At 64.6% G+C, this 23,231-nt stretch carries 25 protein-coding genes; 19 read left to right on the top strand and 6 right to left on the bottom strand.

Annotated features, from left to right (window positions below):
* Nucleotides 1–3 precede the first annotated feature (3 nt).
* A complete protein-coding gene (locus AC2FMD_RS02750; protein ID WP_496686817.1) occupies nt 4–1,302 on the top strand; it encodes an aspartate aminotransferase family protein in 1,299 nt (432 codons plus the stop codon).
* Here the strand turns inward: AC2FMD_RS02750 and AC2FMD_RS02745 are convergent.
* The 3 genes from AC2FMD_RS02745 to AC2FMD_RS02735 all read right to left on the bottom strand — a co-directional run bounded on the left by AC2FMD_RS02745 (nt 1,299) and on the right by AC2FMD_RS02735 (nt 2,855).
* Nucleotides 1,299–1,514 (bottom strand): DUF1127 domain-containing protein, encoded by a 216-nt coding sequence (locus AC2FMD_RS02745; RefSeq protein WP_496679012.1) that lies wholly within the window; start codon nt 1,512–1,514, stop codon nt 1,299–1,301. The genes AC2FMD_RS02750 and AC2FMD_RS02745 overlap by 4 nt on opposite strands.
* 124 nt (nt 1,515–1,638) lie before the next feature.
* Nucleotides 1,639–2,034, bottom strand: a complete 396-nt coding sequence (locus tag AC2FMD_RS02740) for a carboxymuconolactone decarboxylase family protein (protein ID WP_496742385.1) — start codon at nt 2,032–2,034, stop codon at nt 1,639–1,641.
* 2 nt (nt 2,035–2,036) lie between these two features.
* Nucleotides 2,037–2,855 carry a cyclase family protein gene (locus AC2FMD_RS02735; RefSeq protein ID WP_496712881.1) on the bottom strand — a complete coding sequence of 273 codons (819 nt, stop codon included), beginning with the start codon at nt 2,853–2,855 and terminating at the stop codon, nt 2,037–2,039.
* A 251-nt stretch (nt 2,856–3,106) separates the two neighbouring features.
* Here AC2FMD_RS02735 and AC2FMD_RS02730 point away from each other — a divergent pair, with 251 nt between their 5' ends.
* From AC2FMD_RS02730 to AC2FMD_RS02705, 6 genes are all read left to right on the top strand, one after another.
* Complete coding sequence (locus AC2FMD_RS02730) at nt 3,107–5,203, top strand: 3-hydroxyacyl-CoA dehydrogenase NAD-binding domain-containing protein (protein ID WP_496794630.1); 2,097 nt, start codon at nt 3,107–3,109, stop codon at nt 5,201–5,203.
* Nucleotides 5,203–6,378 (top strand): acetyl-CoA C-acyltransferase, encoded by a 1,176-nt coding sequence (locus tag AC2FMD_RS02725; protein WP_496742384.1) that lies wholly within the window; start codon nt 5,203–5,205, stop codon nt 6,376–6,378. The genes AC2FMD_RS02730 and AC2FMD_RS02725 overlap by 1 nt, the downstream gene beginning before the upstream one ends.
* A 103-nt stretch (nt 6,379–6,481) precedes the next feature.
* Complete coding sequence (locus AC2FMD_RS02720; RefSeq protein ID WP_496712876.1) at nt 6,482–7,672, top strand: acyl-CoA dehydrogenase family protein; 1,191 nt, start codon at nt 6,482–6,484, stop codon at nt 7,670–7,672.
* A 1-nt stretch (nt 7,673) separates the two neighbouring features.
* On the top strand, nt 7,674–8,801 hold the full coding sequence (locus AC2FMD_RS02715) for an acyl-CoA dehydrogenase family protein (protein ID WP_496686825.1): 1,128 nt from the start codon (nt 7,674–7,676) through the stop codon (nt 8,799–8,801).
* Nucleotides 8,701–9,201, top strand: a complete 501-nt coding sequence (locus AC2FMD_RS02710) for a PaaI family thioesterase (protein WP_496794629.1) — start codon at nt 8,701–8,703, stop codon at nt 9,199–9,201. The genes AC2FMD_RS02715 and AC2FMD_RS02710 overlap by 101 nt, the downstream gene beginning before the upstream one ends.
* A 39-nt stretch (nt 9,202–9,240) precedes the next feature.
* Complete coding sequence (locus tag AC2FMD_RS02705; protein ID WP_496794628.1) at nt 9,241–10,731, top strand: class I adenylate-forming enzyme family protein; 1,491 nt, start codon at nt 9,241–9,243, stop codon at nt 10,729–10,731.
* A 108-nt stretch (nt 10,732–10,839) separates the two neighbouring features.
* Here the strand turns inward: AC2FMD_RS02705 and rpe are convergent, their stop codons facing one another.
* A complete protein-coding gene (gene rpe / locus AC2FMD_RS02700; RefSeq protein ID WP_496742382.1) occupies nt 10,840–11,529 on the bottom strand; it encodes a ribulose-phosphate 3-epimerase in 690 nt (229 codons plus the stop codon).
* 183 nt (nt 11,530–11,712) lie between these two features.
* Here rpe and phnC point away from each other — a divergent pair, with 183 nt between their 5' ends.
* From phnC to AC2FMD_RS02675, 5 genes are all read left to right on the top strand, one after another.
* The gene (gene phnC / locus AC2FMD_RS02695; protein ID WP_496742381.1) at nt 11,713–12,534 is read left to right on the top strand and encodes a phosphonate ABC transporter ATP-binding protein; all 822 of its coding nucleotides are present in this window, start codon (nt 11,713–11,715) and stop codon (nt 12,532–12,534) included.
* A gap of 68 nt (nt 12,535–12,602) precedes the next feature.
* On the top strand, nt 12,603–13,505 hold the full coding sequence (gene phnD, locus AC2FMD_RS02690; RefSeq protein WP_496742380.1) for a phosphonate ABC transporter substrate-binding protein: 903 nt from the start codon (nt 12,603–12,605) through the stop codon (nt 13,503–13,505).
* Between the two features lie 66 nt (nt 13,506–13,571).
* Entirely contained in the window at nt 13,572–14,453 is an 882-nt protein-coding gene (gene phnE / locus AC2FMD_RS02685; protein WP_496794627.1) for a phosphonate ABC transporter, permease protein PhnE, read from the top strand.
* Complete coding sequence (phnE, locus tag AC2FMD_RS02680; protein ID WP_496794626.1) at nt 14,450–15,817, top strand: phosphonate ABC transporter, permease protein PhnE; 1,368 nt, start codon at nt 14,450–14,452, stop codon at nt 15,815–15,817. Before phnE (AC2FMD_RS02685) ends, phnE (AC2FMD_RS02680) begins: the two co-directional genes overlap by 4 nt.
* Before the next feature lie 24 nt (nt 15,818–15,841).
* Complete coding sequence (locus AC2FMD_RS02675; RefSeq protein WP_496794625.1) at nt 15,842–16,459, top strand: LbetaH domain-containing protein; 618 nt, start codon at nt 15,842–15,844, stop codon at nt 16,457–16,459.
* A 6-nt stretch (nt 16,460–16,465) separates the two neighbouring features.
* Here the strand turns inward: AC2FMD_RS02675 and phnF are convergent, their stop codons facing one another.
* Nucleotides 16,466–17,182, bottom strand: a complete 717-nt coding sequence (gene phnF, locus AC2FMD_RS02670) for a phosphonate metabolism transcriptional regulator PhnF (protein WP_496686836.1) — start codon at nt 17,180–17,182, stop codon at nt 16,466–16,468.
* Between the two features lie 102 nt (nt 17,183–17,284).
* Between phnF and phnG the strand changes: the two genes are divergently transcribed.
* From phnG to AC2FMD_RS02635, 7 genes are all read left to right on the top strand, one after another.
* Nucleotides 17,285–17,746 (top strand): phosphonate C-P lyase system protein PhnG, encoded by a 462-nt coding sequence (gene phnG / locus AC2FMD_RS02665; RefSeq protein ID WP_496686838.1) that lies wholly within the window; start codon nt 17,285–17,287, stop codon nt 17,744–17,746.
* Entirely contained in the window at nt 17,743–18,318 is a 576-nt protein-coding gene (phnH, locus tag AC2FMD_RS02660) for a phosphonate C-P lyase system protein PhnH (protein WP_496686840.1), read from the top strand. The genes phnG and phnH overlap by 4 nt, the downstream gene beginning before the upstream one ends.
* Nucleotides 18,319–18,321: 3 nt before the next feature.
* Entirely contained in the window at nt 18,322–19,413 is a 1,092-nt protein-coding gene (locus tag AC2FMD_RS02655; protein WP_496794624.1) for a carbon-phosphorus lyase complex subunit, read from the top strand.
* Nucleotides 19,414–19,651: 238 nt separating this feature from the next.
* Complete coding sequence (locus tag AC2FMD_RS02650) at nt 19,652–20,512, top strand: alpha-D-ribose 1-methylphosphonate 5-phosphate C-P-lyase PhnJ (RefSeq protein WP_496742378.1); 861 nt, start codon at nt 19,652–19,654, stop codon at nt 20,510–20,512.
* Complete coding sequence (phnK, locus tag AC2FMD_RS02645; RefSeq protein WP_490360369.1) at nt 20,509–21,279, top strand: phosphonate C-P lyase system protein PhnK; 771 nt, start codon at nt 20,509–20,511, stop codon at nt 21,277–21,279. The genes AC2FMD_RS02650 and phnK overlap by 4 nt, the downstream gene beginning before the upstream one ends.
* Before the next feature lie 24 nt (nt 21,280–21,303).
* Nucleotides 21,304–21,987: a phosphonate C-P lyase system protein PhnL gene (gene phnL, locus AC2FMD_RS02640; RefSeq protein WP_496742377.1), complete on the top strand. Its 684-nt coding sequence runs from the start codon at nt 21,304–21,306 to the stop codon at nt 21,985–21,987.
* Nucleotides 21,984–22,532 carry an AAA family ATPase gene (locus AC2FMD_RS02635; protein ID WP_490360371.1) on the top strand — a complete coding sequence of 183 codons (549 nt, stop codon included), beginning with the start codon at nt 21,984–21,986 and terminating at the stop codon, nt 22,530–22,532. The genes phnL and AC2FMD_RS02635 overlap by 4 nt, the downstream gene beginning before the upstream one ends.
* On the opposite strand, the gene AC2FMD_RS02630 is transcribed toward AC2FMD_RS02635, so the two are convergent.
* On the bottom strand, nt 22,514–23,197 hold the full coding sequence (locus AC2FMD_RS02630) for a DUF1045 domain-containing protein (protein WP_496742376.1): 684 nt from the start codon (nt 23,195–23,197) through the stop codon (nt 22,514–22,516). The genes AC2FMD_RS02635 and AC2FMD_RS02630 overlap by 19 nt on opposite strands.
* Nucleotides 23,198–23,231 lie beyond the last annotated feature (34 nt).

The following is a 23,231-nucleotide window of genomic DNA, read 5'->3' as shown; positions in this document are numbered from 1 at the left end:
ACCATGCCGCGACATCTCAGCCAATCCGACTGGGGCCAGCGCGCCCGCGCGGTGCTGCCCGGCGGCGGCTTTGGCAATTTCGACCCGTCGGTCTTCATCCGCGAGGGCCGGGGCAGCCGCGTCTGGGACGAAGACGGCAAGGAATATGTCGACCTGCTGATCGGCTCGGGGCCGATGCTGCTGGGCCACGGCCACCCCGAGGTCTTAGAGGCCGTCGCCGAACAGATGCCCAAGGGCATGACGTTCTTCGCCAACAACGCACGCGCGGTCGAACTGGCCGAAGAAATCTGCGCTGCCGTGCCCTGCGCTGATCAGATCCGCTATGTCTCGTCCGGCGGTGAGGCTGACATGTACGCGATCCGGCTGGCCCGCGCCTTTACCGGCCGCGACAAGATCGTGAAGTTCGAAGGCGGCTATCACGGCATGAGCGCCGAAGCACAGATGAGCCTAGCCCCGTCACGAATGGTGAATTTCCCGCAGGCGGTTCCCGACAGCGCGGGCATACCGGCCAGCGTTCAGGCCGAAATGCTGATCGCGCCGTTCAACGACCCGGATTACATCCGCTCGCTGCTGGCCGAGCACGGCAACCAGGTCGCGGGTATCATCGTCGAGCCGCTGCAACGCATCATCCCGCCCGAACCCGGCTTCTTGCAACTTCTGCGAGACGAGGCCGACAAGTACGGCATCGTGCTGATCTTTGACGAGGTGGTGACCGGGTTTCGTTTCGCCTATGGCGGCGCGCAGGAGCTGTATGGCGTGACCCCCGATATCGCCACGCTGGGCAAGATCATCGGCGGCGGCTTTCCGCTGGCCGCGATCGCCGGGCGGGCCGAGATCATGGCCCATTTCGACAAACCCGCCGTTGGGCCTGAGAAATGGCTGATGCAGCTGGGGACTCTGTCAGGCAATCCGGTGGCAGCGGTGGCCGGGCTCAAGACGATGGAGGTGTTGCGCCGTCCCGGTCAGTACGACCGGCTGCGCGCCAATGGTCAGCGTCTGATGGATATGGCCTCGGCCGCGCTGACCAAGCAGGGGGTCGCCCATCGTATCATTGGCGATTCGACCCTGTTCGAGATCGTGTTCACGGACGGAAAAGTGCGGGATTACAGGGATGTAGTCCGCGCGGATACGGCCAAGGCCACCCGGTTCAATGCGGTTCTGATGCAGAACGGGATGTTCAAGTCACCGGGCAAGACCTATCCGTCCCTGGCGCTGACCGAAGCGGACTTTGACCTGTGCAAAGCCGCCTATGCCAAGGCCGCGCAGGCCGTGGTCGAGATGCAGGATGCGGGCGTGTCTTAGTAGACGCCCGCCATCACCAAACGCACGATGTCTTCGCGCTTCATGCCACGCGCGGCCAGTTCTTCGTCGGTCAGCGCGTGCAGTTGCTTGATCTTGACGACTTTGGCGTTGGCCTCGCCCATGCGGATCAGCGCCTCGTAGATGCCGTAGAACACATCGGCCACTGTCGACAGCAGGTTGAAGACCGCCGGGCGGCGCGTCGTATGTGCCATGAGCAGAACTCCTCTGGTCTGAAGTTGACCCCGCGTAGTTAGACCCGATGCTGCGGTGCAGCTAGGGTTCTGCCCGAATACCCGCCGTGCGTCTGACGCAAATCTGCGGGCAGAATGCAGGATTTCAGGCTTTGAACCGGTCATCCACCGGCACCTGCAAGGCTGTGGCCAGAGCGTTGGTCTGGCTGGCCATCGCGATCACCGCCAGCAGCTCGGCCTGCATTTGGTCGGTCATGCCCCTGGCGCGGGCCGCGGCCGAATGGGAGTGCACGCAGTATTCGCAATTGTTGGCGATCGAAACCGCCACATACAGCATCTCCTTCATCAACGGGTCCAGCGCGCCGGGGGCCATGACGGTCTTGAGCCGCTCCCACGTCGCTTTCAGCAGCACCGGGTCATGGGCCAGAGCGCGCCAGAAATTGTTGATGTAATCAGTGTTGCGGGTGGCGCGGATGTCATCGAAGACGGCCAGCGCCTCGGCGCTGACCTCTTCGTCCGTCAACAGGCGAACCGTTGCCATGCTCAGACCATCGCGAAGATGCGCGCCGGGCCGCCCGACCCGCCACGATGGGCCGGCGCGCCGACCACCAGCGTTGCTCCGCTGGCGGGCACCTTGTCGAGATTGGCCAGGTTCTCGATGCCGTAGCGGTTGGTGGGCAACCACGCGTAATGCGTCACGAAATCGGCCGATGGCCCGTGGTCCAGCGACAGTGTGTCAACGGCCAGCGCAACCGCGCCGGTTCCTTCGATCAACATCTGAGCCGCTTCGACGTGGAAGCCGGGGAAATGCATCTTGCCGTCGCCGTCGGCGTTGCGGAACTCGGGCGTGGCGGTTTTGGCGGCCCATCCCGAATGCATGGCGACGCAGGCGCCATCGGGGATGTCGCCATTTGCCGCGATCCACGCCTTCAGATCGTCGGGGGTCACCTGCGCATCCGGGTCCTCGGCCGCGCGGGCGGCAATGTCCACCACGCACAGAGGGCAGACGAGGTTCGCGACCGGGATTTCGTCCACCGACTGCCCATCCGCCGAGAAATGCAGTGGGGCATCGACATGCGTGCCGGTGTGTTCGTTGACGGTCAGGTTGAACAGGTTGAAGCCATGTTCCTTGAAATTGAAGGCCTGGGTCGCCTCGATCCCCGGTTGGCCGAAATAAGTGGGGAAATCGGCATCGTAGACATGGGTCATGTCCAGCACCTCGCCATGACCCGCGGCCAGTGCAGGGGGTGCTGCCACCGTTCCAAGCGCCGTGCCTGCCGCCATCGCCGCGCCAGCCTTGAAAAAGGAACGGCGGGACAGCATCCGGTCTTTCACCGCGTTCATTACGCAAACGTCACACATTTCAAAACTCCCTGTTCTGCAATCTGTTTTCGTTCCCGGCCGAATTCATTGGCCGGGTGGGCAAAGCCTAGCACGGTTTTCCGCGATCCGGTTCACAAGTTGTTTTGACCCCGCTCGCCGACAACAAATGCGGCCCGGAGGCGTAGTCGGGTATAAGGGGTTGAACCCGCGCGCGGACGGGTTCAATCTGTTGCGGAATATTGTTCCGCAATGCGGAACAAGCTCTGGTTGGCAAGAGGAGACCAAGTCTGATGTCCGAGGCGGTGGAATACGAACGGATTGGCGATATCGCGGTGCTGGCGGCGAACAACCCGCCGGTCAATGCGCTGGGCGTGGACGTGCGCCGGGGCCTGCTGGCCGGAATTGAACGGGCCGAGGCCGAGGGCGCAAAGGCGGTGTTGATCTACGGCAAGGGGCGGACCTATTTCGCAGGGGCCGATATCCGCGAGTTCGGCAAACCCCCGCAAGAGCCCTGGCTGCCGGGCTTGTGCGACCGAATCGAAGCCTCGCCCCTGCTGGTGGTTTCGGCGCTACACGGCACGGCACTGGGCGGCGGGCTCGAGGTTGCGTTGTCCAGCCACTACCGCATCGCGCTCCCCTCAGCCAAGGTCGGTCTGCCCGAGGTCAATCTGGGCATCCTGCCCGGTGCCGGCGGTACTCAGCGTCTGCCGCGCGTGGCCGGGGTCGAGGCCGCGCTGGATATGATCACAACCGGCCGCCATGTCCAGGCCGACGAGGCGCTGAAGCTGGGCGTGATCGACAAGGTGCAGGATGGCGACCCGCGCGAGATCGGGCTGGCCTATGCGCAGGAGCTGCTTGACTCGGGCGCGCCCCGTCGCGCAGTCGGAGAGATGCCTGCGCCGGACTCTGTCGATTTCGATGAGGTCTACGAGGCCGTTCTGAAGAAGGGCCGGGGCCAGCTGTCCCCAGCTGTTGCCGTGCGCGCGGTGCAAGCCGCCTGCGAGGCGCCCAACTTTGCCGAGGGCATGGCGCGCGAGCGGGAACTGTTCATGCAGTTGATGGAGTCGGATCAGCGCAAGGGCCTGATCCACGCCTTCTTCGCTGAACGCGCTGTGGGCAAACTGCCTGAACTGAAGGGTGTCGAGCCGCGTCCGGTGCATCAGATCGGGGTCATCGGCGGCGGCACGATGGGCGCGGGGATCGCCACCGCCGCCTTGCTGGCGGGTCTGCCCGTGACCTTGCTGGAGATGACGCAGGAGGCCGCCCATGCCGCCAAGGACCGGATCGCCGGAAACATCGCCGGCGCCCTAAAGCGCGGCAAGATCAGCCAACAACAGCATGACGCAATCCTGTCGGACCAGTTGCAGCTTGCCACCGGCTATGACGCGCTGAGCGCCGTCGATTTGGTGATCGAGGCCGTATTCGAGGATATGGACGTCAAGAAACAGGTCTTTGCCCAGATGGATGCGGTCTGCAAACCGGGGGCGGTTCTGGCGACCAACACCTCGTATCTGGACGTCAACGAAATTGCAGCCGCCACTACGCGCCCGCATGACGTGATCGGGCTGCATTTCTTCTCGCCTGCCCATGTGATGAAGCTGCTCGAGATCGTTGTGGCCGACAAGACCGCGCCCGAGGTGGTCGCCACCGGCTTTGCGCTGGGGCATCGGCTGAAAAAGGTCTCGGTGCGGGCGGGGGTGTGCGACGGGTTCATCGGCAACCGGATCCTCAGCACCTATCGCACCTGCGCCGACCACATGGTCCTGGACGGGGCAAGCCCGTTCCAGATCGACAAGGCGCTGACCGATTTCGGCTTTGCCATGGGGCCGTTCGCGGTGTCCGATCTGGCCGGGCTGGATATCGGCTGGGCGGTGCGCAAACGCAAACGCGCCGAGGGGCTGGACCCGCGTGCCCGCGACAGCAGCTATGCCGACAAACTGTGTGAGGCCGGGCATTTCGGACAGAAGACCGGTAAGGGCTTCTATGTCTATGAAAAGGGCAAGCGCGGTGGCACGACCAACCCCGAGGTTCTGGACCTGATCGCGGCCGACCGCGCGGCGCAGGGCATCAACCCGCGCACATTCACGGATGACGAGATCGTGCGGCGATATATGGTGGCGATGGTCAATGAGGCCGCCAAGGTGGTGGGCGAGGGCATCGCGCGCCGCCCCTTGGACGTGGATGTGGTGCTGCTCTATGGCTATGGGTTCCCGCGTTATCGCGGCGGGCCGCTGAAATGGGCGGATCTGCAGGGTCTGCCGGGTATTCTGGAGGATATCCGCGCCGGGTCGGCCGAGGACGACTATTTCTGGCAGCCCGCGCCACTGCTGGAAAAACTGGTGGCCGAGGGCCGCAGCTTTGATGATCTGAACAAGGGCGCCGAGTGATGAAACAAGCCGTAATCGTATCCGCCGCGCGCACCGGGCTGGCCAAGTCGTTCCGGGGCTCGTTCAACATGACCCACGGCGCCACGATGGGCGGCCACGCGGTTCAGGCCGCGGTCGCGCGCTCGGGGCTGGATGGCGCCGAGATCGAGGATTGCATCATCGGTTGCGGTTTCCCCGAAGGCGAGACCGGCAGCAACATCGCCCGCCAGATCGCCATCCGGGCCGGGCTGCCGGTCAGCGTTTCGGGTATGACCGTGAACCGGTTCTGTTCGTCGGGGCTGCAGACCGTGGCGCTGGCGGCGCAGGCCATCACCGAGGGCGGCGCGGGCCCCATCGTGGCCGGTGGGGTCGAGAGCATCTCGCTGGTCCAGCCGAAAACCCGCCCCGTGCCCGAGGCGTGGATTCAGGAGCACAAGCCCGCGATCTACATGACGATGATCGAGACCGCCGACATCGTGGCCGAGCGCTATGGCATCAGCCGCGAAGAACAGGACGCCTTTGGCCTGCGGTCGCAGCAGCGCATCGCGGCGGCGCAGGCGGCCGGAAAATTCGATGAGGAAATCGTGCCGATGCAGACGATTATGGCGGTCAAGGACAAAGAGACCGGCGAGATCTCGCACCGGAAGGTCACCGTGGACCGGGATGAATGCAACCGGCCGAACACGACGCTGGAGGGGCTGGCCGGTCTGGAGCCTGTGCGTGGCCCCGGAAACTACATCACTGCGGGCAATGCCAGCCAGCTGTCGGACGGCGCTGCCGCGGTTGTCGTGATGGACAGCGCCGAGGCAGAGCGCCGGGGTCTGGAGCCCATGGGCGCGTTCAAGGGGTTCTGCGTGGCGGGGTGCGAGCCCGACGAGATGGGTATCGGCCCGGTCTTTGCTGTGCCGCGCCTGCTGGAACGGCATGGTCTGAGCGTTGAAGACATCGACCTGTGGGAGCTGAACGAGGCCTTCGCCTCGCAGGCGCTGTACTGCCGTAACCGTTTGGGAATCGATGACGAGAAATGCAACGTGAACGGCGGCTCGATCGCCATCGGGCATCCATTCGGCATGACCGGCGCGCGGATGGTCGGCCATCTGCTGCGCGAAGGGCGGCGGCGCGGGGCAAAGCTGGGTGTCGTGACCATGTGCATCGGCGGCGGTATGGGCGCGGCCGGTCTGTTCGAGATCTATTGAAGAAAAGGGGCGCCGGGCCAGCCCATCGAGGGCCGGCCCAGCGCAGCCCGGCCCATAGGGCCGAGCAGGCAAGGTTCCGATCGCGTCGAGGAGGAGGGCGGCTGTGGACTTGAATTATACGGACGAGGAGAAGGCCTTTCGCGACGAGGTACGCGGTTTTCTGGCCGAGAAACTGCCCAAGGAGATCTCGGACAAGATCCGGGCTGGCCGGAACATCGGCAAGGAAGGGTATGAGTGGTGGCATGCCACGCTGAACGAGCGCGGCTGGTTGAATTTCAACTGGCCGAAGGAGTTTGGCGGCGCCGAGTGGAACGCGGTTCAGCGCCATATCTTCGAGGAGGAATGCGCCGCCGCCTATGCGCCGCGCATCGTGCCGTTTGGCCTGTCGATGCTGGGCCCGGTGCTGCAGAAATTCGGCTCGAAGGCGCAGCAGGATTATTTTCTGCCGCGCATCCTGAATGGTGAACACTGGTGGTGCCAAGGCTATTCCGAGCCGGGCGCCGGGTCGGACCTGGCCTCGCTGAAGACCCGGGCGGTGCGCGACGGCGACAACTATGTCGTGAACGGCCAGAAGACTTGGACCACGCTGGCGCAATACGCCAACTGGATCTTCTGCCTGGTGCGCACCGACCCCGAGGCCAAGGCGCAGGAGGGGATCTCGTTCCTGCTGATCGACATGAATACGCCGGGGATCGAAGTGCGCCCCATCGTCCTGCTGGACGGAACGCCCGAGGTGAACGAGGTGTTCTTTGACGATGTGCGCGTCCCGGTCGAAAATCTGGTGGGCGAGGAGAACAAGGGCTGGACCTATGCCAAGTATCTGCTGACGCATGAACGCACCAACATCGCCGGGGTTGGCTTCAGCCAGGCGGGGCTGGACATGGTCAAGCGGATTGCCCGGATCGAAACCGCGAATGGCCGCCCCCTGATCGAGAACCCGCATTTCGCCGCCCGGCTGGCACGGGTCGAGATCGACCTGATGGCCATGGCCACCACCAACATGCGCATCATCAGCCAGGCTTCGGCCGGACAGGCACCGGGGGTGGAAAGCTCGATGCTGAAGGTCAAGGGTACGATCATCCGGCAAGAGATCAACGACCTGGCCCGCCGCGCGGTGGGGCCTTATGCGATGCCTTTCGCCTCCGAGGCGGTGGCAGGCGACAACGACCCGATCGGGCCGGACTATGCCGCGCCGGTCGCCGCCCAGTATTTCAACAACCGGAAACTGTCGATCTTCGGCGGGTCGAACGAGATCCAGCGCGGTATCATCGCCAAGGTCAAGATGGGGGGCTGAGATGGATTTCAACCTGACCGAAGAACGGCAGATGCTGCAGGACACTCTGCGGCGCTATTTGGCCGACCGCTACACTACTCCGGTGCGTAACGACATTCTGGACAGCGCGGCGGGGTTCAGCGCCGACATCTGGCGCGAACTGGCCGATCTGGGCGTTCTGGGCGCGCTGTTCGACGAAGCGGATGGCGGGTTCGGCGGGGCGGGCTTTGACATCGCCACCGTGTTCGAGGAACTGGGCCGGGCCGGGGTGGTCGAGCCGGTTCTGGACAGCTGCATTCTGGGCGGCCGGCTGATCGCGCAGGCGGGCACCCCCGATCAGCGAGTGTTGCTGGATCAGGTGATCTCGGGCGCGCTGCATCTGGCGCTGGCGCATGGTGAGCCTGCCAGCCGGTATGACCTGAGCCGGGTCGAGACCACCGTGCGGACCGACGGCACGGATCTGATCCTGAACGGGCGCAAGGCCGTGGTCGTGAATGCCGAGGCCGCCGGGCAGCTGATCGTATCCGCGCGCGAAACGGGCGGGCCGTTCGATCTGGACGGCATATCTCTGTTCCTGGTGCCAGCTGATACGCCGGGGCTGGGTCTGCGCGGGTATCCGATGCTGGCCGGAGGCCGAGCGGCCGAGGTCACTCTGGACGATGTGCGCCTGCCGGAAAGCGCGCGTCTGGGCGCCGCGGGGCAGGGGTTCGATCCGCTGATGGACGTTGTGGCCGCAGCCAATTGCGCGCTGGTCGCCGAGGTTCTGGGCGCTATGGAAAGTGCGGTGGAACTGACACGGCAATATCTGATGACGCGCAAGCAGTTCGGCCGCCCGATCGGGACCTTTCAGGCCCTGCAGCACCGGTTCGCGGATATGCTGATCGAGCTGGAGCAGGCGCGCTCGGCGGTGATCAACGCGGCCGGTCACCTTGAAGCACCCGACCGCGACCGGCAGATCGCCGCGGCCCGCAACCTTGTGTCGCGGGTAGGCCGGCTGGTGGCTGAGGAAACGATCCAGATGCATGGCGGCATCGCCATGACGCAGGAATATGAGCTGGCGCATATTGCCAAGCGGATCGTCATGTCGGATCACAGGTTTGGCGACGCGGATTATCACTTGGAGAGGTTCATTGCACTCGGCGCGGCCTGAAGACGACCCAAGGGTCCGGCGATCGGGCTGTCAGAACGCGATCGGGTTCGAGGTGGATCTGTCCGACCCCGACGGCCGTGCCCGGTGTCATTTGACCATCCGGGCGGATCACTTGAATAGCCAGGGCATCCTGCATGGCGGCATCATCGCCATGCTTCTGGACGTGGCTTGCGGCAACACCGCCTCGGCCTGGTTCGACCGGGACGAACATCCGCTGGTTCTGACCCTGTCGCTGAACACAAGCTATGTGGCGGCGGTGCGTCAGGGGCGCGTGACGGCCACGGGGCGCGCAACGGGTGGCGGGCGCACGCTGGCCTATGTGACCGGAGAGTTGCACAGCGACGACGGAACCCTGATCGCAACGGCGGCGGGAGTGTTCAAGCGCACCATGAAACGCTGAGCGCAAAACCGGTTCCGGCGCAGGGGAGGGCGAAGGGACATGAACAAGTGGCACGATTATCCGGATGCCCAGATCCGGACCCGTCCGCGGGCCCGCGCCTTTGCCGACGAGTTCGGCGCCGATTGGAGCTTTGCTGACCTCGACCGCGCGATTTCCGAGCTGTCAGACATCCTGCTGGCCTCGGGGGTGCGCCCGTGCGATCGGGTCATGCTGGTGCTCGAGAATTGCTGTGCGGCGGTGGCCGCGTTGTTTGCCTGTTCCCGAATCGGCGCCTGCGTGGTGCCGGTGAACGCCCGTCAGACCGCGGCTGAGTTGGCATGCATTGTGGATCACGTCACTCCGTCAGTGATCCTGTTCACATCGGCGGCGTCTTCGGAGGCGCGACGCCATGCGCACAGGGCCGGGGCCCAGCCTGTTTCCGGGGCCTTCGGGCAGTTGCACCTGGCCGCGCCGTACCCGAGCGCGCCCGACCCCGATCTGGCGGATGTCGCGGCGATGCTGTTCACCACCGGCACGACCGGAACGCCCAAGGGCGTGATGCTGACCCATGAAAACCTGCGGTTCGGCGGGCTGACATCGGCAAATTTTCGAGGACTGACGCAGGATGACGTGGTCTATGGGGTACTGCCGATTTCGCACATCTTCGGGCTGGCCTCGATCGTCACCGGATCGGCGCTGGCCGGGGCCTTCGTCCAACTGGATGCCCGGTTCGCGGCGGACCGCGCCTTTGCCGCGTTGAACGCGGGCGTCACGGTGTTTTCGGGTGTGCCGCAGATGCATGCCCTGCTGATGCAATATGCCCAGGAACAGGGGTTGGAGCGGTTGCCGTCGGACGCCCTGCGCTATACCTCGTCCGGGGCCGCCCCGCTGGACCCGGCGTGGAAACGCAAGGCCGAGGCCTTCTATGGCGTCGCGCTGCAGAATGGCTATGGCATGACCGAAAGCACGGCGGGTATCTGCGCCTCGCACAACCGGATCGGGGATCCAGATATCTCGGTCGGCCCGCCTTTGCCGGGGGTCGAACTGCGCATTGACGAAACCATACCAGGCGGCGGAGATGGCGTGGGCGAGATCCTGACGCGCGGCCCCCATGTGATGAAGGGGTACTATCGCAACGGCGAGGAAACGGGCCGGGTGCTTGCCCAGGGGTGGCTGCGCACGGGCGACCTCGGCCGTCTTGACGCGCAGGGAAATCTACACGTCGTCGGCCGCGCCAAGGAACTGATCATTCACGGCGGCTTCAACGTCTATCCGCCTGAGGTCGAGGCCGCGCTGAACGACCACCCGCTGGTGATCCAGTCTGCGGTGATCGGGCATCGGGTGGGCGGCGACGAACAGGTGCTGGCCTTTGTTCAAGTGCCTGAAATCGGCGCTGTGTCCGAGGCAGAGTTGGCGGAGTTCGTGGACGCACGTCTTGCGGGCTACAAACGGCCCAGCCGGATCGTGCTGGCCACGTCTCTGCCCGCCGCGCCCACGGGCAAGATCCTCAAGCACAAGCTGCTGACGCATTTCGCGGATCAACTGGCCTAGGGGCAGGGCCGGCAAAACGCTTTCGCGCCCGCGCGACATCGGCTGCGCCGGGCCCAACAGGAGGAGGCGTTTTGTCAAAAAAACGTCGACGATTGGCGGGGGCGGCCGTCAGACCGCGTGGTCTTCGGCTGCGGCGCGAATGGCGCGGATGTTCTGGCCATAAACGTCCGGGTTCGCAACCGACCCGCCCTTGAAGACCGCTGAACCGGCAACAAGAACGTCGGCACCGGCCGCTGCGACCAGCGGGGCGGTCGAGGGGTCGACTCCCCCGTCGATTTCGATATGCACCGGGCGGTCGCCGATCATCTCGCGCAGGCGGCGCACCTTCGCGGTCACGTCGATGAATTTCTGCCCGCCAAAGCCGGGGTTCACCGTCATCACGCAGACCAGATCGGCCAGATCCAGCAGATGCTCGACCGCTTCGGCCGGAGTGCCCGGGTTAAGCGCCACGCCTGCCTTCATCCCGGCCGCTCGGATCGCTTGCAGTGTGCGGTGCGTATGTGGGCCGGCTTCGACATGGGCTGTCAGAAAATCCGCGCCGGCATCGGCATAGGCCTGGATGTAGGGGTCGACCGGCGTGATCATCAGATGCACGTCCATCACCGTCTTGACATGCGGCCGGAACGCTTTGACCGCCGGCGGGCCGAAGGTGAGATTTGGCACGAAATGCCCGTCCATCACGTCAACATGGACCCAGTCAGCGCCTTGGGCCTCGATGGCTTGGATCTCCTGTCCGAAATTGGCGAAATCGGCGGATAGGATCGACGGAGCGATCTTGATCTTGCGGTCAAAGCTCATGGCGGCCTCATGTGACAGATCTGACGTTTCAGGTGTTGGGCCCGCGTATAGACGGGACGAGCGGCATTGCCCAGCCCCACCGTACCGCGTCAATGTCGCGCCTTTGCAAAAGTTTTACCAGACCGACACACAGACGTTGAACAGGTTCAGTAGCTGACCGCCATCAACAACTGGGGGTGGCCCGTGCTGCGCATCGAAAACCTGACCAAGCGCTTCGGCGACATTACCGCCGTCGACACCGCGACGCTGGACGTCGACAAGCCATGCATGATCGGGATCATCGGGCGGTCGGGTGCCGGCAAGTCCACCCTGCTGCGTATGATCAACCGCCTGACCGATGCCAGCGCCGGACAGATCCTGTTTCACGGGCGCGACGTGACCACCCTGAAGGGGCGCGACAAACGCGCCTGGCAGGCGGATTGCGCGATGATCTTCCAGCAATTCAACCTTGTGCCCCGCATGGACGTGGTTTCGAACGTGTTGCATGGAACGCTGAACCGGCACTCGACGCTGGCGACCCTGTTCAACCTGTTCCCGACCGCGGACATCCACCGCGCCATCGACATTCTGGACCGTCTGGGCATCGCCGAACATGCCCCCAAAAGAGCCGAGGCGCTGTCGGGCGGGCAGCAGCAACGCGTCGCCATCGCGCGGGCGCTGATGCAGGACCCCAAGATCATCCTGGCCGATGAGCCCATCGCCTCGCTGGACCCGATGAATGCGCAGGTCGTGATGCAGGCCCTGCGCCGCATCCACGAAGAGGATGGCCGCACCGTGATCGCCAATCTGCACACGCTGGACACCGCGCGCCGCTATTGCGACCGCGTGGTCGGCATGCGCGACGGACGCATCGTGTTCGACGGCCTGCCCGAGCAGCTGACCACCGGCGTCGCCCGCGAGATCTACGGAGCTGATGCCAGCTTCTCCGAGGCCGCGACCTCGACCGAGATCGAAACGCTGGATGCCTCCCGGAAGGCTCTGATGGAAGCCGAGGCCACGATCTGAGCCCCAACTACCTCATTCATCGCCCGGCCCGATGAACGGGGTGGGCCAATCAACCCGGAGAGAGACAGATGAAGAAACTTGTTGCCGCCCTGGTCGCGACCACTGCCCTGAGCGCGCCTGCCATGGCCGAGGAGATCGGGGAATTCCGTATCGGCATCCTGGGCGGAGAAAACGCACAGGACCGGCTAAACAACAACGAATGTCTGCGTGAGTACACCGAGGACGCGCTGGGCGTCGAAACCAAGCTTTTCGCCCCGGCGGACTACAACGGCGTGATCCAGGGACTGCTGGGCGGCACGATCGATATGGCTTGGCTGGGGGCCTCGGCCTATGCCAAGACCTATCTGAGCGACCCCGAGGCGGTCGAGCCGGTTTTGGTCAAGGTCAACACCGACGGCGGGTTCGGGTATCATTCCATCGGTTTCGCCCGCAAGGACAGCGGTATAGCGTCGCTGGCCGACATGAAGGACAAGGTCTTCGGCTTCGGCGATCCCAACTCGACCTCGGGCTACCTGATCCCGTCGATCGAGATCCCTCGGGCCATCGGCGCCACGATGGAGTCGGGTGACTATTTCGGCCAAGTTAAGTTCACCGGTGGGCACGAACAGACCATCGTGGCCGTCAGCAATGGCGACGTGGATGCCGGCGTGACCTGGGCCGACGGTCTGGGAGAATGGGAAGACGGCTACAACTCGGGTGCGCTGCGCAAGGCGGTCGATGCCGGTCTGGTGGACATGAACGATCTGGTGGAGATCTGGCGGTCCAATCCCATCCCCGAAGGCCCGGTCGTGCTGCGCAAGGCGCTGCCGGCCGAGATCAAGGCGAAGATGACGGCGCTGATGGCCGGATTGGCCGAAAAGGACCGTGACTGTTTCTATGGCGTGGCGGCGGGAGAAGCCAAAGGGTTCGAACCGATCACCCATGCGGCCTATGAAAGCATCATCGAGGCCCGCAAGCTGAAGTCGAACTGACGCCAAGCCTTGCCGCCCCGGGGTCCGGCCTGAGGCCGGGCCTCGCCGTCCATCCGGGAGAATTCCATGACAGATCTGACCGCCAGCGCCCGAAGCGTAGACGATGTCCGCGACGACTATGTCGCGATGACCCGCCGAAAGCGGGTCTATGGCGGAATTCTTCTGATCCTGTTCGTGGCCTTGATGGCTGCGGGGTTCCGCACCGCCGACAGGCGCAATGCCGGCAGTTTCACCGACGGCCTGCACCGCGTTCTGGACTATCCGGCCGAGGTGCTGTCCGAGGCGTGGGACAAGATTGCGGACATGCCCGCGAACCTTGTCGCGTATTTTCCGGCCCTGGTCGAAACGTTGAACATCGCGGCAGCGGCCACACTGGTCGGCACGCTGGCAGGAGCATTTCTGGCGCTGGTCTCGACACGGGGGCTGGCGCCCTGGCCTCGGCTGATCCCGCTGTTTCGCCGCCTCGCCGATATCTGCCGGGCCGTCCCCGAGATCGTGATCGCGCTGGTTCTGATCTTCGTGCTGGGTGGCGGTCCGGTTCCGGCCATGATCGCAATCGCCATCCATACCGCCGGTGCGCTCGGCAAGTTGTTTTCTGAGGTCAACGAAAACGCGTCGCTGAAGCCGGTCGAGGGGCTGCAGTCGGTCGGTGCCACCTGGACGCAGCGGATGGCTCTGGGCGTGATCCCACATGTTGGCCCGAACTATGTCAGCTATGCCCTGCTGCGGTTCGAGATCAACATCCGCGCCTCGGCCATCCTGGGTTTCGTAGGCGCGGGTGGCCTTGGCTACGAGCTGCGCAATGCGATGTCGTGGGGGCAGGGGCGGTATGACGACGCGGCGGCGATCTTTCTTCTGCTGTTCGTCACGATCGTGATCGTCGACCAGGTTTCGGGGTCGGTGCGAACCCACCTGACCGAGGGCGCGCAGAAAGGAACCGCCGCATGACGACTTTTGCCACCGATCTGCCCCGCGAGGCGCTGAAGGCCCGGGCCGACCGCCTGTTCGCGCGCAAACGCCTGACCAGTCTCGCGCTGCCCGGTCTGGTTCTGGTCTACCTGATCTATGTGTTCTTTGCCTTCGACATGCCCGGTCTTGCCGGACGGGCGAACTGGGAAAACGGCCGGACTCTGATTTCGGACAGCTTCAGCTACAAGACCCATGTGACCCGCGACAACCGCACTGGCGACGTCTCGGTCGCCATCGAAGGCGAGCGCAAGGGCGCCTATCCCGAGGGTCAGGCGCCCGACTGGGTGACCTTCGGCGAAACCACGGTGATCGACCTTGAGGGCGGCCATGTCGTTCGCTTCGGTCCTGACTCTGTCGAATTTGACATCCCCGGCTATGGAACGGTGCGCGCCACGCCCAGCCGATCAGCGGGAGTGCAGGCCCAACTGCCTTCGGACGCGGTGCCCGAGTGGATCAGCCTGTCGCGAAACCGGCTGGCGATCACCACCGAAGCCGGGCGCCTGACCGTGACGCGCAACCGGGCCGAGGTGTTCCGATACTTCACTGGCTGGGAGCTGTTCTGGTTCACGCTGGACAGCCCCTATCATGGCAAGTCCTTTGCCCAGTTGGCCGGGCTGGCCGCTAGAGGTCAGGCAGGGGCCATATTCAACGATTTCTGGACCAACAAGATGTGGCGCCATCAGGACGTGGCCTGGGCGATTTTCGAAACCATCCTGATGGCCTTTCTGGGAACATTCGGCGCCGCGCTGATCGCCCTGCCGCTGGCCTTCGCGGCGACGCGGAACTTCAACCCTTTGCGCTCAGCCCGGTTCATCGTGCGGCGCGTCTTCGATTTTCTGCGCGGGGTGGATGGCCTGATCTGGACGGTGGTGCTGGCGCGCGCCTTCGGGCCCGGGCCGCTGACTGGGGCGCTGGCCATCCTCGTCACTGATACCGGCACCTTCGGCAAGATTTTTTCCGAGGCGCTAGAAAACGTCGACCAAAAGCAGATCGAAGGCGTAGAGTCCACCGGGGCCAATGCGCCGCAGAAATATCGTTTCGGGGTAATCCCGCAGATCACGCCGGTTCTGCTCAGCCAGGTCCTGTACTTCCTGGAATCCAACACCCGCAGCGCGACCGTGATCGGGGCGATCACCGGCGGTGGGATCGGTCTGTTGCTGACACAGGCGATCATCACCCAGAAAGACTGGGAGGAGGTGGCCTATTACATCGTGCTGGTCATCCTGATGGTCATGCTGATGGACTGGTTCTCGGGCTGGCTGCGCAGGCGGCTGATCCAGGGCGGGCCACCCAAGGCGCGAAAACCGTGCGACCCGCAGGCCAAGCCCCTGATGTTGCCCTGAATCGCATACGAGGACTTGCAGACCATGGCGCGCTTGCGACCGGACCAGCCCGTCATCCACCCGGATTGCCAGATAACCGGCAGCAGCTTTGGCGCCTTTGTCGAAATCGGTGCCGGAACGCGGGTGACGAATTCGGTTATCGGGGACTACTCCTATTGCGACCGGACCTGCGACATCGCCAATGCCCGGATCGGAAAATTCGCCAATATCGCCAGTTTCATCCGGATCGGGGCCACCGACCATCCGATCGAGAAAGCGTCTCTGCATCACTTCCACTATCGCTCGGCTGACTATTGGGACGATGCCGAGGATGATGCGGACTGGTTCGCCCTGCGCGCGGGGCGGCTGGCGCATATCGGGCACGACACCTGGATCGGCCACGCGGCCATCATCAAGCCCGAGGTGACGATCGGGCACGGGGCAGTCGTCGCCTCCGGGGCGATCGTGACCAAGGACGTGCCGCCTTATACCATCTTCGGCGGTGTCACCGCCAAACCCATCCGCCGCCGGTTCCCGGAGCGGGTGGCCGAGCGGATGATGGCTCTGGCCTGGTGGGACTGGGACAATGCCCGCCTGCGCGCGGCGCTGCCCGATTTCCGCGCGTTGCCCGCCGAGGCGTTCCTGGAGAAATACGAAGATTGACCGGCATCACCCGTGGTCGTCATCCAGCGTCAGGGTGACCCGCTCACCGGCAAAGACGGTCTTGCCGTATTCAACCGGATGCCCCTGCGGATCGGCATTGATGCCGACCGAATGCAGAACCGGCGCGCCCTCGATCAGTTGCAGGTGCCGGGCCTGAACTGCGTCGGCCGCGCGGGCAGTCAGGCGGGTCGAGATCCGGGTATAATCCGCCACGCCGCAGTACCGCAGCGCCCGCGTGACCGAGCCGTTCTCGGCCAGCGCCTCGGGCAGGTCCGGCAGGCGGGCGGCAGGAAAGACGCTTTGGAACACCGCGATCGGTTGTCCATCGGCCAGCGACAACCCGTCATAGACATGCACCGGGTCGCCGGGGGTCAGCTTCAGCGCCTCGGCCTCGGTCTTGTCGGCGGCGCGGGTGATCAGCGACAGTACCCGCTTGCCCGGAATCTTGCCGCTGGCCGAGATGTTCTGGTGGTACCGGACCCGTTTGCCGATCGGGTAATCGGTCGCTGCTGCCGAAACGAACACGCCGGCCCCGCGGCGCGGATGCACCAGGCCTTGCTTGGCCAGTTCGGCCAGGGCCCGGCGCACCGTGTGGCGGTTCACGCCGTGGGTTGCGGCCAGCTGCGCCTCGGTTGGCAGGCGGTCGCCGGTGGCAAAGCGGCCCTCGGCGATGTCGGCGGTCAGCGCCAGCGCGATGGTCTTCCAGATCGGTGTTTGGCTCATGTCATCAAAACTTCACAGCATATTCGTTGCGAGTCACCCATTGCCTCGTTATGATTTGTCTAGTTGTATAGTAGTTGTAGACAACTTGGCCAAGAGGCTTTGATGGCGGAACAGACAAAAATTGCGACAGGTGATCGACGGGCCTGGCTGGGCCTTCTGGCACGTGCGCCGGCCGAGTCGCTGGCGGCCTTGTGGTCCGGCTATGGCGCGCGTCCCGAGTTCCAGTGGCTGCGCACGCCCGAGATTGGCGGCGTCATGGTGCGGGGGCGGGCAGGCGGTACGGGCGCGCCATTCAACCTGGGCGAGATGACGGTCACGCGCTGCGCTCTGGTCTTGGCCGATGGAACCGAGGGCCACGGATATGTGCAGGGGCGCGACAAGACCCATGCCGAAACCGCCGCTCTGATCGACGCGCTGATGCAGACCGGGGACGCGGACGAGGTGCGTGCGAAAATTCTGGAGCCGCTGACCCGCCAGGTCCAGGCGGCCAGATCGGCCCGGGCCGCGAAGGCCGCGGCCACCAAGGTCGAGTTTTTCACGATGGTTCGGGGAGAGGATCAATGACCCCACAGACCCGTTTTTCAGGCGGTTTCACCGACGCGCCGGTTCAGGCGGCCCACGCCTTTCGTGCGGTCATGACCGTGATGGCCCGGCCGGGCGAGTTGCGGCAGCTGGTCGGCGCGACCCCGCCCGACGGCCTGTCGGTCGCCGCGGGAACGCTTCTGCTGACGCTATGCGACCCGGATACAGGCGTTTATCTGGCGGGCGGGGCCGATAGTTCGGCCATTCGCCAATGGCTGACCTTCCATACCGGTGCGCCCCTCGTGCCCGCCGAGCAGGCGGATTTCGCCGTAGGCTGCTGGCCGGACCTGGTGCCGTTGGACCAATACCGGATCGGCACACCGGAATATCCGGACCGATCCGCCACCCTGATCGTGGAGTGCGACGCGCTGGACCTTTCCGGTGCAGTCCTGCGAGGTCCTGGCATCCGCGACGCCGCACGCCTTTCCGTGCCCGACGTTGCGGCGCTGCAGGCCAATTCGGACCTGTATCCGTTGGGGTGCGATTTCTTCTTCACCTGCGGGGATACGGTCGCGGCCTTGCCGCGCAGCACCCGCATCCAGCCCGAGGGTTAGGCCATGTACGTAGCCGTCAAAGGGGGCGAAAAAGCGATCGAAAACGCCCATGCCTGGCTGGCCGAGGAACGCCGGGGCGATCCCAGCGTGGCTGAATTGTCCTTGGCGCAGATCCGCGAACAACTAAGCCTTGCGGTGAACCGCGTGATGGCCGAGGGCTCTCTGTACGACCCCGATCTGGCCGCACTTGCGATCAAGCAGGCGCGCGGTGATCTGATCGAGGCGATCTTCCTGATCCGCGCCTACCGTACCACCCTGCCGCGGTTCGGTTATTCGACCCCGGTCGATACCGGCGGCATGGCCTGCGATCGCCGGATCTCGGCCACGTTCAAGGACGCACCGGGCGGGCAGGTTCTGGGCCCGACCTTCGACTACACGCACCGTCTGCTGGATTTCAAACTGGCCGCCGATGGCGCGGTGCCTGCAGCCCCCACCGCCGCGCCGCGCCATGAGCCGACCCCGTGCATCACCGAATTCCTCAAGGACGAAGGCCTAATTCAAGATGAACCCGCCAGCGATGAACCGCCGGGCGACCTGACGCGCGAACCGATGGAGTTCCCGGCCGACCGCCCCCTGCGCCTGCAATCGCTGACGCGTGGGGACGAGGGGTTTGTGCTGGGCATGGCCTATTCGACCCAGCGCGGCTATGCCCGCAACCACGCTTTCGTGGGCGAGTTGCGCATCGGCACCGCCGCGGTCGAGATGGAAATCCCCGAACTGGGTTTCGCGATCGAGATCGGCGAGATCGCCCTGACCGAATGCGAAACGGTGAACCAGTTCAAGGGATCAAAAACCGAGCCGCCGCAGTTTACGCGCGGCTATGGGCTGGTCTTTGGCCATTCCGAACGCAAAGCCATCGCGATGGCGCTGGTGGACCGCGCCTTGCGCTGGGAGGAATTGGGCGAAGACGATCTGGGTGCCCCGGCGCAGGATCAGGAATTCGTCCTAAGCCATGCCGATAACATTCAGGCGACCGGCTTTCTGGAGCATATCAAGCTGCCGCATTACGTCGATTTCCAGTCCGAACTGGAACTGGTGCGCAAATTGCGCCGCGAGGCCCAAGAACGAGTGGCATCACCGGAGGCGGCAGAATGACTTCCGTGATCTGCCTGCATCCTGTCCGCTTGATGGGTTGTCTTGTCGGCAGCAAACGGCCGTGTGGCGGTTTCCGAGCCGATCGCGGCCCATTCGCCATGTTGGTCGCGTCGCATGGCCCGGCGCCGTCGCCGGGAGTGTATCCTGCGCCAGAGAAAGTACACCATGACGACCGCGAAGGCCGAGGCAACCAGATAACCGTCCACAACAACACCAAAAACCGAAAGTGATACATCAAATGAATGAGTATAACTTCGCATATTTGGACGAACAAACCAAGCGGATGATCCGTCGGGCCATTCTCAAGGCTTTGGCGGTGCCCGGCTATCAGGTGCCTTTTGCAAGCCGCGAGATGCCCATGCCCTATGGCTGGGGCACGGGCGGGGTTCAGGTCTCGGCCGCGACGCTGACCCCCGACGATACGTTCAAGGTCATCGATCAGGGTGCCGATGACACGACCAATGCCGTGTCGATCCGAAAGTTCTTTGAAAAGACGGCGGGCGTGGTCACGACCGAAGAGACCGGGAAGGCGACCATCATCCAGACCCGCCACCGTATCCCCGAGGCCCGGCTGCGCGCCGATCAGATCCTAGTCTATCAGGTCCCGATCCCCGAACCACTGCGGTTTCTGGAACCGCGCGAAACCGAGACACGCAAGATGCACAGCCTGCAGGAATACGGGTTGATGCATGTGAAACTCTACGAAGACATCAGCCAGCACGGCGCGATTTCCACGGCCTATGCCTATCCGGTCCGGGTGGCTGAGCGCTATGTGATGGACCCGTCTCCGATCCCGAAATTCGACAATCCGAAACTGGAAATGGACGCGATCCAGCTGTTCGGGGCCGGGCGCGAGCAGCGGATCTATGCGGTGCCGCCGCATACGCGGGTGGTCAGCCTCGATTTCGAGGACTACCCGTTCGAGGCCGCCAAGGCCGATCATGCCTGCGATCTGTGTGGGGCCGAAGACAGCTATCTGGACGAGGTAATCACGGACGATGCAGGCAACCGGATGTTCCTGTGCTCGGACACCGATTTCTGCCGGTCCCGCCGCGAGGCCGGACACCAAGGGCATTTGACGCAGGAGGGCGCAGCATGACCCCGCTGTTGCAGGTCAAAGGCATCGAGAAACGCTATGGCGCGCGGATCGGCTGCAGGGATGTAAGTTTCGACCTCTACCCCGGCGAGGTGATGGGGATCGTCGGCGAAAGCGGATCGGGCAAATCGACCCTGCTGAACTGTCTGGCCGGGCATCTGAAGCCGGATGCCGGGCAGGTAATCTTCGACACCCGCACCGATGGGCCGGTGGACACGGTCACGATGTCGGAACCGGCCCGCCGGATGCTGGGGCGCACCGACTGGGCCTTTGTGCATCAGCATGCCCGCGACGGACTGCGCATGTCGGTCAGCGCCGGTGGCAATATCGGCGAGCGGCTGATGGCCGTGGGGAGCCGGCATTATGGTCAGATCCGCGGGCAGGCGCTGGATTGGCTGGGCCGGGTCGAGATTGCAGAATCTCGTGTGGACGACCGACCCAGCGCGTTTTCGGGCGGCATGCAGCAACGGTTGCAGATCGCGCGCAACCTGGTGACCGGTCCGCGGCTGGTCTTCATGGATGAACCGACCGGCGGGCTGGATGTCTCGGTGCAGGCGCGGCTGCTGGACCTGCTGCGCGGTCTGGTGCGCGAGATGGGGCTGAGCGCCATCATCGTCACCCATGATCTCGCCGTGGTCCGGCTGCTGGCGGACCGGTTGATGGTGATGAAGGATGGCGAGGTGGTCGAGGCGGGGCTGACCGATCAGGTGCTGGACGACCCGCAGCATGCCTATACGCAACTGCTTGTGTCCAGCGTTCTGCAGGTCTGACACCGTGCGAAAGGGTGAACCGCGATGATCGAACTGACAGATGTGAGCAAGAGTTTCGTCCTCCACAATCAGGGCGACGCCGTGATCCCGGTGATGGCTGGCGCGTCGCTGCGGGTCGAGGCCGGAGAATGCGTGGCCCTGACCGGGGCCAGCGGGGCCGGGAAGTCCACGCTGATGCGGGTGATCTACGGCAATTACCTGGCGGCCTCGGGTCAGGTGCGGGTGGGTGGCCTGGACGTCGCACGGGCCCAACCGCGCGAGATCCTGCAACTGCGCCGCGAAACTCTGGGCTATGTTAGTCAGTTTCTGCGCGTGGTGCCGCGGGTGCCGACGCTGGACGTCGTGGCCGAGCCGTTGCTGGCGCTGGGCGTGGATCGGCAGGCCGCACGCGGGAGGGCCAGCGCACTGCTGCGCCGGCTCAACATCCCGGAACGCCTTTGGGGGCTGAGTCCGACGACCTTTTCGGGCGGCGAGCAACAGCGCGTGAACATCGCCCGTGGTTTCGTGCATGACTATCCGGCGCTGTTGCTGGACGAGCCGACCGCCAGCCTAGATGCCGAGAACCGCGAAACCGTGTTGTCGCTGATCGGCGAGGCCAAGGCGCGTGGCGCCGCCATCGTCGGCATATTCCACGACGCCGAGGCGCGCGATCGGGTCTGTGACAGGGCGGTGGATGTTTCGGGCTTCGCGCCGGAGCGGATGATATGAGTCTGGCGCCGGTCATTGCCGTGGTGGGGCCGTCTGGCGTGGGCAAGGACAGCGTGATCCAGGCGCTTCTGGACCGGGAACCGGGATATTGCCGCGTTCGGCGGGTGATCACCCGACCCATGGGCGAACAAGGCGAGGATTTCGAACGCGTGACCGAGGCGCAGTTCCATCTGCTGGCGTCCAATGGTGCCTTTGCGCTGCACTGGCCCGCGCATGGGTTGCTCTACGGAATCCCGGCCTCGATCCTGGACCAGCGGCGCGCGGCCCGTGGCATTCTGGTCAACCTGTCCCGTTCGGTCCTGCTGCCGGCGCAGGAAGTGTTTGGAGATCTGGTTGTCGTCTCGTTGACTGCCTCCCCCGAGGTTCTGGCGCGACGGCTCAGAGATCGCGGGCGGGAAAGCACGTCCGCGCAGGCCAATCGGTTGGGGCGGGCCAAGACCCCGCTGCCGGACGGTTTGCGGCGGGTGATCACCGTGGACAATTCTGGCCCGCTCGCGCGGACCGTCGATCAGATCCTGCGGCAGCTTCAGGGCGAAAGGGCATAGCGATGGATCACGTGAAACCGCCCGTCCTCGGCCTCGCCGACCAGCGCCAGATCCGCAATGTGGAACGGGGCTGGCAACAAGGGGGCAAGGTGATACTCCAGAACCGCCTGGGTTCGGCCGAGGGTGTCTTTGTCCAGCTTGCCGGACAGGGTGATGTGAAATCGAAAGGCATCCAGCACGTAAGGATAGCCCCAGGCCGCCAGGTTGGCCTCTTGCGCGGGCGTCAGGCGGGCCGCGCGCCGGCGGGCCAGATCCGCATCGCTCAAGGGTGCCCGAAACCTGTCCAACTCGCGGACGCAGGCCGCGGCCAGCGCGTTCAGCGCGTCGGTATCACCCAAGGGGCGCAGGGCCAGGAACCGGCCCAGCCGGGCGATTTCCAACCCGTCCAGTGTCAGCGTGCGCTGTACCGCCGCGAGGCGCGCACAGGCCGCCTCGAGTGCAGGCAGTGTCTGCCCGGCGCGCAGGCGAAAGGGCGGCTTCAACGTCGCGTGCAGGCCGTATTTGCGCGGAACCTCGGTGATGCTGGCAATATCGAGGCCATCGACCGCAGGATGCCCAACCTCGGTCCCGGTCTCGGCGTCCCAGCCCAGCCAAGCCGTTGCGAATGCGGCCCAATCCGCGCTGCGGGGGGGAACGAAATAGATCGCGTAGCGCCTGTATGTCACCTTGGCCTCCTGTTGCGTGGCCTCTTGTTAGAAC

This window comes from Ruegeria sp. BHSC276 (genome assembly GCF_059612945.1).
This window is presented reverse-complemented; position numbering and strand designations above follow the sequence as displayed.